This window comes from Ignatzschineria sp. RMDPL8A, from assembly GCF_029815055.1.
Classification (GTDB): Bacteria; Pseudomonadota; Gammaproteobacteria; order Cardiobacteriales; family Wohlfahrtiimonadaceae; genus CALZBJ01.
In genome coordinates this window covers 728,804-743,588 of record NZ_JAPPWA010000002.1, presented here as the reverse complement: position 1 = coordinate 743,588, position 14,785 = coordinate 728,804, and the positions used below count along the sequence as shown (strand labels likewise).

Sequence of the window (14,785 nt, the reverse complement as noted above, 5' to 3'; positions counted from 1 at the left end):
GATATCCTAGGGATTCGTTTTTTAACAAAAGGTTTGCCAAAAACTCATTATGAGTCGAATATTAATCGTCGCATTTGCACTGGTTGGAGCCATTGTCGGCGCTGCCTTTGCAACCGGCCGAGAATCACTTATCTTTTACACAAGTTTTGGATTAAAAGGGACGTGGGGACTCATCATTGCCACCCTTTTATATGCCTATTTCAGTATGATTTTAGTCTATATTGGTCAGCGTTTTCGCAATAAAACCCCGCATAAAGCGCTCTACGCCCTCTCAGGAAAACCGCTTGGCATTGTGATTGATGTTGTGATTTTACTCACCATGTTTTCAACGGGCGTTGCCATGATCGCAGGTGGTGGCTCAATTCTCCATCAACAATTTGATCTCCCTTTTTGGCAAGGCTCGCTCTTAATGGCAGTGATTACCGCACTCACCATTATGCTAAACGCGCGCAAGGTGGTGATTGCTGTCGGCGCATTGACACCTTTTTTACTGCTTTTTTTAATCGCGATCTGCAGCTACAGCCTAATTAATAATCAAACGCCGCTCACCGAACTTGAACCACTAGTATTAAAAACAAAAGAGACCCTTCCCGGAACACTACCAAATTGGCTGATTGCCGCACTCAATCACGTCTCATTTAATATGGCAGTCGGTGCGGGTATGGCGCTTGTCATTGGCAGTTGTGAGAAAAACCCGAAGCACGCCCTTCTGGGAGGGGCACTCGGCGGGCTCTTAATCGGCGGAATTTTACTACTCGGGCACTTTAATCTCTTTACCAATATTGAAGCGATTACCGCATCAAAAGCGGGAAAACTGATCGTTGCCGATATGCCCCTGCTTGCAATTACGGCGAGTTTTCCCCCCATTGTAAGCTGGCTGATGATGCTGATTATTTTCGGGATGATCTACAACACCTCGGTGAGCATGTTTTATGTGGTCTCCGCGCGCTTTGTTCCGATGGAAACCAAACAATCCAAGCCCTTTATCGTCTTATTAATGGCGGTCGCACTACTCCTCAGCAGTTTTGGATTTACCGATGTGGTTGGCTATCTCTACCCCTTAATGGGCTACTTAGGCTTTATCCTAATCGGACTCCTCCTCTACGCGCCCTTTAAGTTTCGAAGAAAATCTATTTAAAGAGCCCATCAAATAGATTTTTAACATCTTCGAGCTGATCACCAAGCTCCTCTTTTAACACTCGATCAATCTCTGGCTTAATGGTCTCTTTCACGGTCTCTTCGATCTTTTTCTCCACCGCTTTACCGGCCATCTCTGCAATCATCTTACCGATAGCGTCATTATCAAGACCACAGAGATTTTTCTCGGCATTCACAAATGAGCCTTGGCAACGGAGTGGAATCGGCGTATTGGCGATATATTTATTGACGCGACACGCAGGATCGCGATTCTCACGCTGATCCCCTTTTAAGGTGAGTCCGATGCGGTAATCGAGCGTCTGATTATTTAAATTAACGCTTCCCGCCCCTTTGGCATCAATGCCGGGAATCTCCACAGCGAGATCCTGATTATTGAGCACGCCATTTTTAATCGTGAGCGACGCGCGAAGGGCATTAAAAGGCGTTGAAGCACGATTAAACGATGTGGTCAGACGCTCTTTATTGAGCATCGCAAGCCCCTGACAGATCTCCTTCTCATAATTTACTCCTTCGAGTACCCCATTTAAAACATTCGCCCGAAGATTTCCCGATAAATTGGCAAGGATCGGCGCTTTATCCAGTCCTTTAGTGCGTAAACTTCCCGATAGTTGCAAACGTCCTGTAAGCGGAATATTGAGCTCAAAGGCGTTAAATGCCTCGCCCAATGCGAGGTTTTGAATATCAGGCGTGATCTCAATGCTCGGCAATGCACTGCGACCATCTATTTTCCCGGTAATACCGACGGTTCCGCTAAACATCTCGCCACGGCCTCGATGGAGACTAATGAGCCGATCATTAATCGAAAGACCTAGATCCAAATGATTAATCGTATAGGCATTATAAATAAGCTGATTGAGCGCAAAATCCGCGTTTATCGTCATGCCTCTAAGCGCCTCAAACGGCGATGCATTTTGCGTGCCCTTACCTTGATTACTCGCTAATGCGCCTTTCGAGGCACTTACTTTCGGCGGTAAATAATCATTTAAATTGAGTCGATCGCCACTTAATCGCACGGTATAAGATTTTTTACTCAAATCATTGGCGAATACCGATCCACGCAGAGCTGTTCCGTCAAGATTCATCGCAAGATTGGTGAGCTCAATGCGGTTCATCCCTGCTTTAAGATCACCCGATAACGATAGATTCGTCAATGCTTTTGAGCTTTGCATTTTTGGAAGCGCTATCCCTAAATCCGTTAAAAATGTGCGGAGGTTAAGATTTTTCAGATCGAGCGTTGTGGCAAATGTTAATGTTTCCGGATTAAATCCCTGCAACGCAATATCATGAGGGAGTTTTAGCTGATTGAGCTTAAGATTAGGCGCTTTCCAATAGATTCGTTCTTTCATTAAATCGAGCGTTAATTCCCCGCCGGCATTCAACGTAATGCCCCGTTTCTCACCCACGATTGAATCAATTACGGCGGTTAAGGCGAGATGATTTAATTGATAGAGGCTATTTTCTAAATCATAAACAAGTGCCGTTTTCCCATCAAAACTCAGATCGATCACATGCTCTTTTGTGAGATGCCCGCTTAATGCCAAATCACTCTTATTACCAGAATCGAGCTTTGAGCTTGTTAGCGTCAATCCTTCCGCTTTAAGGTAACTGTCTGCCCCATCAGCGCGATAAAAAAGCGTCGCGTCTTTTAGGTGAATACCTTCCACTTGCCACGGGAGCTCATTTTTTTGTGGAAGCGTATTGATATAGAGATTTCCCGTCTCAAAGGCGTTTGGTTGCAACCAAAGATTAAGGCCTGAATCTCGCTCACTGTAGGTGATTTTTGAATTACCTAATGCCACACGATCAAGAGAAAACTTAATGCCCGATTCATCATTTTCGTCCGATAAAATTTCTGCAATAAGCCGCTCTAAACTGAGTTTAATCGCCTCAAACGCCACTGCTTTTCCGCTCGTATAATCAAAAAAGGTAATATCGCCCTCTTTGATTTTAAGCTCACCTAGACTAATATGCGGGCCATTTTGACGAATCTCATCGGCACTTAAACTGATGTTATCCGCATTTAATTGCAATCCTTGCGCCTGGTCGTGATAAATAATGGTGCTACCGGTGATATCGATCCCACTAATATTGAGCGAACGTGCCGCTTTAGCCTCCGTCCGCTTCGCCTTCGTACTCGATTCATCAGCCGTTACAGCCTTTTTTCCCCCTCTTTCCTCAGACTCATGCTTACCTAAAAAGTCCCAATTGCTTTTACCCGCTTGATCGCGAATCACATTGAGCGTCAGCCCATCGATTTTGATACGACTCATCTCAAGATCGCCCTGAATTAAAGGCATCACTTTAAGCGAAATCGCCACATTATTGACCTTCGCGAGTGTCTCTTCGGGCGCACTTACCGGCGCAATGGCAGTCTCTTCAAAGGTCACTCCAAGCCACGGATAAAACGTCCATGAAAGATCGCCTGAAATGGAGAGTGCTATCCCCGCCTTCTCTTTCGCTAACGTCTCAATCTGCCCTTTAAAATGATTGGGATCGATAAAGAGCACAATGCTCCCAATCCCGATAATAAGCAGTACAACGAGCGTTAATAGAGAATAGATACCATATTTAACAATCCGCATAATGTCCCCTTTGCCAAGCAATTTAACGAAGCGCCTCAATCAATGCCTTTATAATTAGTGTAGGTGATTGATGGAGAGGGCTCAAGGGGCGATGTACTTAAAATTCGACATCAATCATAATATGGTCGATATAGGTTCCGGCAGGTTTATTGGGCTGATTGGGTAAGATTTTAGCGCGATAATTAAAGCGCTGAGCTTTCGTCCCGCCCCATCCGGCACCGGGATTTTCATCGGCACTTGCTGAATCTCGGCGCTCACTGCCTTGATTGCCCCACACTTCATGAGCTTGATTGCCTTTATAGATCTCATAGTCAATAAAATTACTCCCGCTCTTCATGCGCCTTGAGCCAGAGAAATTATCTCCTTTACTGAGCCCTGCGCTATAAAACGTCCCTTTAGTGCAGATAATATTGATCGTTCCATCCACATCTGAAAATGCCGCCGTCACCGGGGCAGAACCAAAATTAATATCACTGGCGGAAATTTTACAATCTTCGGTAACGATGAGATTAATTGCGATGGTGGATGTACCTTTATTCTTGTCCGAACTCAAACACCATAGATCTGTTCCCATAAGACAAATATCCCACTCCCACAAAACTGTAACTGTATCACTATAGAGGCCTGCTGATAAATTTACATTTTGAGGGAAAATACTCACATAGGCAGGATATTGAAGGTCTTCCTTACCTCCAATAACCCATGAAAACTGCTTCAAGTCTAATCTAACCCCATGATGAACTTCATACTTTGAGCTCATACTTTTATCAAAATAGAGTTTATAATCTATTTTATCTGCAACATCTCCGCCTTTCTTACTTAAATAACTGACACCCCCTGATTCATAAGAAGCTGTAGCATACAACTCTTGTGTTGCAAAAGATGCGGTTAATTTAGGTATCTCGCAAAATACACCTGCATTTTCTGTATGAGATGTTTTAGCTTTATTGATTATATTAAATGATGTTTCACTACCTAAATTAATGGTTGGCATCGCATTAGTAATTTGACATCCCTTTTTTGCCCATGCGATATTTCCCATGCTAATACCCAATATCATAAAGAGTATCACTGCAAAAGCCCATTTCAATATATATTTACTCATACTCATTGTGATCCTCCTTTATGGCAACGGAACTCCCCTAAATCGAGGATACTGACCTCAGTGGATTTGTCACTCTCATCATCTGCTTTAAGCTCAACCTCAAGGGAGCAACGCTCTCCATCGGGTAGATATACCGTTAACTGATTGATCGCTTGTAGATGCTCAAAATAGACAGCGCCATCCCAACCGACATAGGACTCCTCGCCATGATCCGTTTCAATGTATGAACCAACAGGAATATAATCCGATGCCTCATCGACAAGCGTTAACGTAACGGGATTAATTTTTTCCACCGGGAATTTTAAAACATACCCACTATTGGCCTTGACCGATATCCGTTTTTCAAGCTCTGGCACATTAAGATTGACCGGAATTTCAAGCCCATCAATCTCATATTTGGCATCATAATACGAAGGGACTTGTGGCACGAGATAGTAGCCTTTTTGATTGGTACGGCCGATCACATTATTTTCATATAACACCGGCACATCGCCGACTCCATCCGCTGAAAGAAGCACAAAGGAATCGTAGACTCTATTGGCCATAAAGAGCTCTCCATCCATCGCAACGAGCGAACCTGAAAGATCCGACCAGTAGGTATAATCGCCACTCGAGCCATACATACCGCCCTGCATTTCAATGTTCGGATTACGCCATTTAAGCGCGGCATTATAGTAATCAGCATTTGAGCGATTATTTTTATAATTAAGATTCCAACCAAACCCGCCATCACTTGGGATACTTCGGCTATAGTACACCGAGGTTGAATCATTTTTACTGTCATTTCGATTCGCCGCCACCGATACCTGCCCATAATCATTGTCAAGGGGAATCGTCCACTGCAGTGCCGCCGACCAGCGATTATCGGAATTATTGTGATGATTGATATAGGCAGACACATTCCCATATTCACCTAATGATTTATTCCACCCAAGGCTAAAGGTATTACTACGCCGTTTGCCCTCTTCATACTGATATTGATTGGAGAAAAATCCGATGCTGTAACTGCCATATCGCTCAGTCGGAATGCTAAAAGTAAACTGTAAACTTTCAGGCACCACGCCATATTCACTATCGATGCTCGAAATATCTCGATAATCACTGCTGCGACGAATATAGCTCGCTAAAAAATTAAATTTCGGATGCAGATAGTTATACCCAAGGTAGAGTTGCGTGCCGGTTCTGTTTTTATAATTCGTTAATGTGAGCGCGGCATTCAGATCCCCAATGCGTCCAATATTGGTAACAAATCCCGCTCCAACGAGCGTTAAGGAGGTGGCCAATTCACTATGAAATTCCACCGTTAAATGGTCGTTTACCCCGTAGCGCATGCTTCCATCGATCGCATAACGGCTATAGGAGAAGTTTTTCTGACCATAGTGTTGGCGCAACGTTCCCACACTGAGCGTATAATCCATTAAATTTTCACGTAATAATCGAGACGTGACATAAAAAGGAACATTAATACTCACCGTACGCCCAAGCGCATCCGTTGTAACTACCACCGCTTCACCAGCACCGCTTAAATGAGTGACATCGGTAATATCAAACGGCCCTGGATTAATGTTACTGCTTTGATAGTTTGAGCCATTAATAATAAGATCAACCGTCGATGGGAGCCCAACCTCACCACTAAATTCAGGCAACGGATAGGTAATCAGATCTGGGCGCAATTTAAAGTTATGTGAAAACTGAATCCCACCAAGACGCGCCGCATTACTCCAGACTAAAGGCCGAGTAATCAGATCTCCCACCGTGAGCGTATAGAGCTTATCCTCATCGGAATATTGCCAATAAGTATCGTAACGGGTATAGCGATTTTTCTGGTAGCTTTCACTGCCGAAATAATGATTATAAACCCCCGAATGGCTAATCGTTCCGTAATCTCCAAAAAGTCTAAACTCCCCCCAACTATTGAGGCTCCCACTATTATGGCGGGGTTTAGAGGCGTAAAGATCGTAATTAACAATGGCGCCAAAACTCGTATACGATTCCACCGTCTCGCGCGATCCATAACCGATCGATTGTCTTGGAAGCCACTGAGTCGGCACGGTGATGTAGAGTTGTTGCCACTCTTCGTTATAGCGCACACTCACATCATCAGAAGCATTTAACGTCACAATAGTGCCCTTCGTTTGATCCTCTAAATACTCAAATAAGATCGGCGTCTCTTTTAGATCACCAGTATCGATATAATAGTAGGGCTTTTTATAATCAATCAGCGCCACGTGCCCGGTTGACACATCATTGACAATGAGCTCTAAAAAAAGCTCCATATCTTCGGCAGGATGATCCGCCGCAAAGAGCATTTGAATGGAGAGGATACTCCATAAAAATAGTCGTGTGAATGCCTTAAAAAGAGACCTCAATAAAACTCTCGATAGAGGTTCTACTCTACTTTCAACCATTCCTTGAAATCGCTCACTTAATTGATCTTTACCCATGTATCATTGTCTCTATTTGGAGAGAACGATGGCATCCTTTCCATTTAAAATCGCATGTAATCGATCGCCAATCACTATTTTTTGAGGAAGAGGCCATTTCACGGTACTTTTTGGCAAAATATAACCGGATAACTCACCACTTCCCGTAGACTTTGCCGGTTGATCAAACGAAATGTCTGTTAAATGGAGATAATAAGCGCCTTTATTGCTGATCTCGAGCCAACGGGTTCCGCTCTCTTCTCTAATCTTCCATGAGAGATTTTCTAAAATAGCCTCATTAGAGAGGGCTAAACGCGCTTTTTCTTGCAATCCTTGACCATAGATAAAAAGCGGAATGGAGTAACGAAACTGAAACTTCACCCCTTGCTGAACATCTGTGTCAAAATCAAGTGGTTTAGGCGTACTTTTTTTAGGGATCTCATCCACAATAATGCGATAGGTCTGTAGCGTCCCTTGAGGTGCCGGGATTTTATTTACCACACGAAAGAGCTGTTTAGCGCCGGGAGCCACTTTCGCCATGGGCGGGCTCACCATCACAGTCGCTTGAGGCGTGAGCTGATCCTTCCCCTCTTTTTGAGTCCATAAAAATGCGCGAGCTTGTAGCATCTGCTCTTCATTTCCTTGGTTTTCAATCCAAATCGCTACGGATTTTTCATTTTTTTCCATATGCAATCGCGTTGGCCAAATCAGTAACGCCGCCGATGAAAACATATAAAAAAAGGAGATTGCAATCAATGCAAATACCGCACAAATCACACCGACTCGATTATTAGATGACATCTCTCTATATATCCATTATTAATAAGTAATTGTGACCGTTAATGTATCTCGATACAGTCCTGAAGGCCCCGTTTCCGGTAAGGTTAACGCCCCATAAACCGGTAGAACCAATGTTCCATCCGCATTGGGTGAGATATTTACAGGAACGCCAATGCCAATCTCTTTTTGAAAGGCATTATCGAAATAGAGCGTATAGGAGATATAGCTCCCCATATTTTCAAGTCGCCGACTTTCCAAATAATGATTTCCCCCATCAATACTCATCTGCAGTGTCAATCCCGGCGTACACAGAAAAGTGATTGCACTATTGCTGGTAAAACTTGCATAGAGATCACCTCTTCCTAACGCAGGATGGACACCAAAATCTAACATACCCAATGGGGCATTATCCGATTGACTTGAGATCGAACAGCCTTCTGTAATCGTTGCACTCACCTTAATAACGCAATTGCCACTACTTTGCATGCATTCAACAGCGGGACTCTGGCTAAGCAAAAAAATACCAAACATCCCGATTAAAAAACGTTTGGTATTTCTCATCATTATTAAGATTCCCGTTCGCTTTAGAAATCGACATTAACCGTTAAAGTATCGGCATAATCGCCCGGCTTATAACCGCCTCCCGAAACCATCGTTGCAACACCATGTAACACAACAGTTTGCTCTTCAACAGTATTGGCTGGCTGTTCATAAAAAACATCGCCATTGGACACTTTATCTACTTTTAAAGGCTGTTTATAGACGTTATAGCCAACATAAACATCCCCATCAGTACTCTTCATTGCACGGGAATCAGCGAGTTGCGTATCATACAGACCGCTCGTTAATGTTAGTTTTACAGGATTGGCGGTAACGCAACGCACTTTGAGTGATAACGATTCCTCTAAATCCCCAATGTAACTTGCAGGTTCTGTTCCGAAGTTAAACTCACCCATTTTGATATTATCGCCCGGCTTTAAGTCTGCCCCACCGACGCTACACGATTCAGTCAAGGTGAGTTTGACATCAATGGTGCCTGTTGCTTGGTTTTGTGCCTGCGCTGATGAAAAAACACTTCCCACCATCAAAATGGTTCCGACTGTTAATAACTGCTTAAGATTCATTTTTCCCATAATGTACTATTACTCCTAATCTAAATCTTCTTAGTAAACTGCCTAATCAACTCAACATACGTTTTGACTGACTCAGTATTGTTTTTATTGCGCTTCAAATTAAGGCCGTCAACATACAATCCTTTAAGGTCTTAACTAAAGACAAATAAAAACAACCTAATCAGTTGAAAATATACATTACACAAAGTTTTTATACAAAAACATTACAATTAATTACATTTGTTATTATTTTAATACATTTTATTTAATTGTAATATATTCTATTCAATTGAAATAGAAGGGATTTATTGTTTGAGATTATCTTGTTAGCAAGATAATGAGGAAAGAAAAAAGCTTTAATACTCAGGGCATTAAAGCTTCTAGCTCAACTTAAGCTAATGTAAAACTTAAAGTATAAATTAGGGGGAAAAAACCACTACTCGCCCACAATCGCTCTCACCACCGCGCTGGCTTTATTGCGGGTCTCTTCGAGCTCGGTTTGTGGAACTGAATCGGCAACAATTCCGGCACCGGCTTGGACTTTGGCAATCCCCTCTTTCACCATCGCAGAGCGAATCACAATACAGCTATCGAGATCACCAAAACTTGTAAGATAGCCAATTCCCCCTCCGTAGCTTCCGCGCGCTTCATCTTCTATCTGGTAGATCGTCTCCATCGCATGGCCTTTCGGGCTACCGGTTAAAGTACCCATATTCATCGTCGCAATGTAGGCATCAAAGGCATCAAGACCAGGTTGTAACCGCGATTGAACCCGCGAGACAAGATGCATCACATAGGCATAACGGTCAATTTTCATCAGATCGCGCACAATGATCGAATCCGCTTCCGAGATCGGGGCTAAATCCTCTTTTGCAAGCTCGACGAGCATCATATGTTCGCTCACCTCTTTGGGGTCATTTTTAAGCTCTTCTTCAATGCGCTCATCGAGCGTTGGATCAATTTCCCCGTCAATCCGCCCACGGGGTTTTGTGCCGGCAATGGGATAGAGCTCAAGTTCACGGCTGATTCGATCAAACTTAAGCGCCCGCTCCGGTGACGCGCCAAAGAGGACAAAATCGGCATCATTGAGATAAAAAAGATATGGGCTCGGATGAGACGCTTTAAGACGCGCATAAGCATGAAGCGGAGAATCGCACGCAATTTTAAAGGTTCGTGAAGGCACAATTTGAGCAAATTCACCGCTCTTAATCCGTTCTTTTAGCGCAGTTACGCTCTCCAAAAAGTGAGTTTCATCGCTCTCAATCACCTCAGGTTTTGCAACTTTTTTAGGTGCTTCTGGAAGCGTATAACGCTCCGCAATCGCCTCTTTAAGCTCCACAAATCGGTCACGCAGCTGCATCTCAAGCTCGGCATCATCGCCATATTGATTGATTTGCAGCGTCGCCGTTTTCGTCACATGATCGATCGCGACCATCGATTCCGCAAGATAGACCACCATATCGTGGGTGCGATTTTTCTCAGGAATGGTGATGCCATGATAAAAACCCACGAGATCATAGCCAAGCAGTCCGCCTAAAAAGAGCGAATAATCATTGTCTAACGCAGGATCGGCAAGAGCCTGAATCGTGCGCAAAATATCGATGGGGGAATGGGGATGCTCCTCTTTAAATTTAAAGCGAAGCGCTTTGCGATTTTTTTCGCTCAGATAGGGTTTTAATGCACTTTCTGCCAAAATCTTAAGCATGCCCTCCCCGTTTAGGGTGAGCGCTGTTACTGTTACCTCATCACGAAGCCCCGCAATTCGAAGGCTCACATCAATAATCATAAAACTTTTGAGCGCATGTTGATGGTCAAGATCGGCTGACTCATAGAGAAGTGTATTTTTGTTCCCCTGAGTTAATCCGTGATAGAGCGCAAGCGGATCGGCTTTATAGGAAACGGCACTCTCAAAACGATAAAGGTTGATGGGGCGATCAGAGGTTTCCTCTGAAGCTCTTGCGTGAATACGATGGGATGTTAATAAATTCATGGTCAATTCCTTGTATAACGATAAAATTTGGGGCAATAGCGTGTCATCTTAAAAGACCCCTCGCCATCGTTTTTTCAGTTCTCTTTGATCTCGGTAAACCATCTGTAATTGAAGTGCCATAATCATCATCCTTATGCTGACTGTTTAAACTTAGTGGCCGCTTTCATAGTGCGAACAAATTCCCCAAGCTTTGATAAACGCACCGCTTCGTCAGTTAAATTCTCACGAATAATCCGCACAATGGCCGATCCGCTAATCACCCCTTTTACGCCACTTTGAATGTAAAATGCTGCTTGTTCAGGGGTGCTAATGCCAAACCCTTGAATCGCTGGAGGTGCGCCCACTTTTGTTAGCTCGTTTACCCGCACCGCGACATCCGTTGTGAGCGCTTGGTCGACACCGGTGACCCCTGCACGGGTAACTAAATAGGTGTATCCTGCGCCCAATTCGGCGATTTTCTCAAGTGTTTCAGGCGTCGCATTCGGGGGGCAGATAAAGATCGGATCAATATTATGGGCTTCTGCCGCCTTCATAAATTCGGCATATTCACGCAATGGCGCGTCCGCAACGAGAACGGAATCAACGCCCGCCGCTTCTGCCCTACGGTAAAAATGATCGATCCCGTTTTTCTGCACTAGATTGCTATACATCAGTAGTCCGATCGGAATATTGGGGTAGTTTTGGCGAATCCGGCGAATAAGCTCAAAGGATTTTTCCACATTAATGCCCCCCGCAAATGCACGAAGCACCGCCGTTTGAATCTCTGGCCCATCGGCAAGCGGATCGGAAAAGGGAATCCCAAGTTCAAGGGCATCGGCCCCATTTTCGATCAATGTCACCAAAATGTTGTACGACGCCTCAAAGCCAGGATCGCCAAGTACCACAAAGGGAACAAACGCGCCTTCCTGATTGGCCTCTAAACGGGTAAAAAGTTTGGCGTAACGCCCGGTTGAATGTTGCTGTGTCATCGTCATTCCCTCCTATTTCTCAAGCTCTTTTTCTAAAATGTCATACACCGTGAAAATATCTTTATCGCCCCGTCCGGAGAGATTCACCACCAGTAACTGCTCTTTTTCAGGGTTGTCTCGAATCATTTTGAGCGCATAGGCAAGCGCGTGCGATGATTCAAGCGCCGGTAAAATTCCTTCGCGGTGACACAGATCTTGAAAGGCACCTAACGCCTCTTTATCCGTTGCCGAGACATATTCGGCGCGACCAATGCTATCAAGATGGGCGTGTTGCGGGCCAACTGCGGGGAAATCAAGTCCTGCTGAAATGGAATAGGATTCCATAATTTGCCCATCCTCATCCTGCATCATCGGCGCCTTCATACCAAAATAGACCCCGAGTGTGCCGTGTTTTAAAGATGCGCCATGAACGCCGGTATCAATCCCTTTTCCTGCGGGCTCAACGCCAATTAATCTCACACCCGTTTCAGGGATAAAATCGGTAAACATACCGATCGCATTCGAGCCACCGCCAATGCAAGCAATGACCGCATCAGGAAGTCGTCCTTCACGTTTTACAATCTCGCGTTTCGTCTCTTCACCAATCATCTTTTGAAACTCGCGCACAATGGTGGGAAAAGGATGCGGGCCTGCCGCCGTTCCTAAAAGATAGTGCGTATCTTCATAATTTGCAGACCAGTCGCGAAGCGCCTCGTTACAGGCATCTTTAAGAGTTTTTGAACCAGTTTCAACAGCAATCACCTCCGCCCCCATCAGCTTCATACGAAAAACATTCGGGGACTGACGCGCCACATCTTTTGCGCCCATATAAATTTTACATTCAAGTCCTAACAGCGCACACGCAATCGCGGTAGCAACGCCATGTTGACCGGCACCGGTTTCCGCAATAATACGAGTTTTCCCCATGCGTTTTGCAAGAAGTGCCTGCCCCAATACTTGATTGGTTTTATGGGCCCCGCCGTGCAATAGATCTTCTCGTTTAAGATAGAGCGTCGCATTTGTGCCTTCCGTTAAATTGCGACATTTTGTAAGCGCGGTCGGGCGCCCGGCATAGTTCTTTAAAAGATCGGTAAATTCCGCTTGGAATTCCGGATCATTTTGCGCATCAATGAACGCCGACTCAAGCTGATCGAGCGCTGGAATTAAGATCTCTGGCACAAATTGGCCACCAAAATCACCAAAATATGGGTCTAAACGATTCATTGTTTTACTCCTACTAAGTTATCTGTCATTATTTGAAAAAGGGTATTCAGCATGCCGGCATCTTTTTTGCCAGGTGCACGCTCTGCGCCAGAGTTAATATCGACGCCGTAACTGTTAAAGGCTAACGCCTCGACTAAATTATCTTGATTGAGGCCACCGGCTAAAAAACTGCGCTTAAGATGCGATTTCAGCGGTGCATTTTGCAATATTGCCCAATTAAATGGCGTGCCGCTGCCGCCCTTTTTACCATCGAGCAGTAGATAATCGATCACGCCGTCACGGTGGAGAGTTAAAAGCTCGCAAAATGGTGTCTCCTCCCCTTTCATCATCTCCGCAAAATCCTCTTTAATGGAGAGTGCTTTAATCAGTTTGATTGAAGGCTTCCCTGCTACAGCTAGAGCGTTCTGAAGGTTTTCGATATAGGCCCCTGACTCATCGCCATGCAGCTGGATACCTACAAGATTTAATGCCGTTGCAATGGTTACGATTTCATCAATCGATTCATTTTGGAATACACCGATAAAGCCAAGATTTACGCCATCGATAATGGTTTTCGCCTCATCGAGTGTTACCGCGCGAGGAGAACTCGGGACAAAAATCAAGCCACCGAAACTTGCGCCCGCATCATAGGCCGCTTGAGCATCTTGATTTGAGGTAAGTCCACAGACTTTATGGGGGCCATTGACCATTTTGCGCACCGCTTGATCGAGATTGGTTTCCGCCATCAGCGCACTGCCAATTAAAAATCCATCGGCAAATTGGGTCAATTCCTTCATCGTCCCGTGCTCTAAAATGCCCGATTCACTAATGATGATCTGCTCTGCCGGCATCAATTTGGCAAGACGTTCCGTTTTCCCTAAATCAATAGAGAGATCGCGAAGATCACGGTTATTAATGCCGATCACTTTCGCATTAAGCGCTAACGCTCGCTCAACTTCCGCTTCATCATTCACTTCCGTTAAAACGCCCATCTTAAGACTATGCGCCACACTGGCTAACGCCTCATATTCCGCATCATCCAGCACCGAAAGCATCAGTAAAATCGCATTCGCGCCATGGAAACGTGCTTTATAAATTTGATAGGCATCCACCACAAAATCTTTACAGAGAATCGGCTGCTGACTCGCCGCTTTCGCAAGTTCTAAATAGTGGAACTCCCCTTGAAAATGGCGATGCTCGGTCAAAACTGAAATTGCGGTGGCGTAGTGGTTATAGGTCTCAACGATGGTGGTGACATCAAAGTCATCACGTATTAATCCTTTTGAGGGCGAGGCTTTTTTACATTCAAGAATAAAGGCCGGTTGATGAGCGGCTTTTTTTGCGTTAAGTGCCGCGTAAAAATCACGGTCACTGGGGAGAAGCGCGTTTTGGAAGGTGTCGAGCGGCTCTTTAATTTTAAGTGCGTCGATATCGATCTTACGAAGGCGCACAATCTCATCGAGAACGGTATGAGTCAATTTCATC

At 44.6% G+C, this 14,785-nt stretch carries 11 protein-coding genes; 1 reads left to right on the top strand and 10 read right to left on the bottom strand.

What is annotated here, in order from left to right:
* The first annotated feature begins 49 nt into the window (after positions 1-49).
* Entirely contained in the window at positions 50-1,138 is a 1,089-nt protein-coding gene (locus OXI21_RS04920) for a hypothetical protein (RefSeq protein ID WP_279618449.1), read from the top strand.
* Here the strand turns inward: OXI21_RS04920 and OXI21_RS04915 are convergent.
* The 10 genes from OXI21_RS04915 to trpCF form a co-directional block, all read right to left on the bottom strand.
* Positions 1,131-3,740 carry an AsmA family protein gene (locus OXI21_RS04915; RefSeq protein WP_279618448.1) on the bottom strand — a complete coding sequence of 870 codons (2,610 nt, stop codon included), beginning with the start codon at positions 3,738-3,740 and terminating at the stop codon, positions 1,131-1,133. The two genes, OXI21_RS04920 and OXI21_RS04915, sit on opposite strands and share 8 nt — an antisense overlap.
* A 97-nt stretch (positions 3,741-3,837) precedes the next feature.
* Positions 3,838-4,851: a spore coat U domain-containing protein gene (locus tag OXI21_RS04910; protein ID WP_279618447.1), complete on the bottom strand. Its 1,014-nt coding sequence runs from the start codon at positions 4,849-4,851 to the stop codon at positions 3,838-3,840.
* Positions 4,848-7,289, bottom strand: coding sequence for a fimbria/pilus outer membrane usher protein (locus OXI21_RS04905; RefSeq protein WP_279618446.1), 2,442 nt, complete (start codon positions 7,287-7,289; stop codon positions 4,848-4,850). The genes OXI21_RS04910 and OXI21_RS04905 overlap by 4 nt, the downstream gene beginning before the upstream one ends.
* A 12-nt stretch (positions 7,290-7,301) precedes the next feature.
* Positions 7,302-8,069 (bottom strand): molecular chaperone, encoded by a 768-nt coding sequence (locus tag OXI21_RS04900; RefSeq protein WP_279618445.1) that lies wholly within the window; start codon positions 8,067-8,069, stop codon positions 7,302-7,304.
* 18 nt (positions 8,070-8,087) lie between these two features.
* On the bottom strand, positions 8,088-8,612 hold the full coding sequence (locus OXI21_RS04895; protein WP_279618444.1) for a spore coat U domain-containing protein: 525 nt from the start codon (positions 8,610-8,612) through the stop codon (positions 8,088-8,090).
* A 20-nt stretch (positions 8,613-8,632) separates the two neighbouring features.
* Entirely contained in the window at positions 8,633-9,181 is a 549-nt protein-coding gene (locus tag OXI21_RS04890) for a spore coat protein U domain-containing protein (RefSeq protein WP_279618443.1), read from the bottom strand.
* A gap of 415 nt (positions 9,182-9,596) precedes the next feature.
* Complete coding sequence (locus tag OXI21_RS04885) at positions 9,597-11,150, bottom strand: anthranilate synthase component 1 (RefSeq protein WP_279618442.1); 1,554 nt, start codon at positions 11,148-11,150, stop codon at positions 9,597-9,599.
* Between the two features lie 131 nt (positions 11,151-11,281).
* The gene (gene trpA / locus OXI21_RS04880; protein WP_279618441.1) at positions 11,282-12,124 is read right to left on the bottom strand and encodes a tryptophan synthase subunit alpha; all 843 of its coding nucleotides are present in this window, start codon (positions 12,122-12,124) and stop codon (positions 11,282-11,284) included.
* 6 nt (positions 12,125-12,130) lie between these two features.
* A complete protein-coding gene (trpB, locus tag OXI21_RS04875) occupies positions 12,131-13,321 on the bottom strand; it encodes a tryptophan synthase subunit beta (protein ID WP_279618440.1) in 1,191 nt (396 codons plus the stop codon).
* On the bottom strand, positions 13,318-14,784 hold the full coding sequence (gene trpCF / locus OXI21_RS04870; RefSeq protein ID WP_279618439.1) for a bifunctional indole-3-glycerol-phosphate synthase TrpC/phosphoribosylanthranilate isomerase TrpF: 1,467 nt from the start codon (positions 14,782-14,784) through the stop codon (positions 13,318-13,320). The genes trpB and trpCF overlap by 4 nt, the downstream gene beginning before the upstream one ends.
* Position 14,785: the final 1 nt, after the last annotated feature.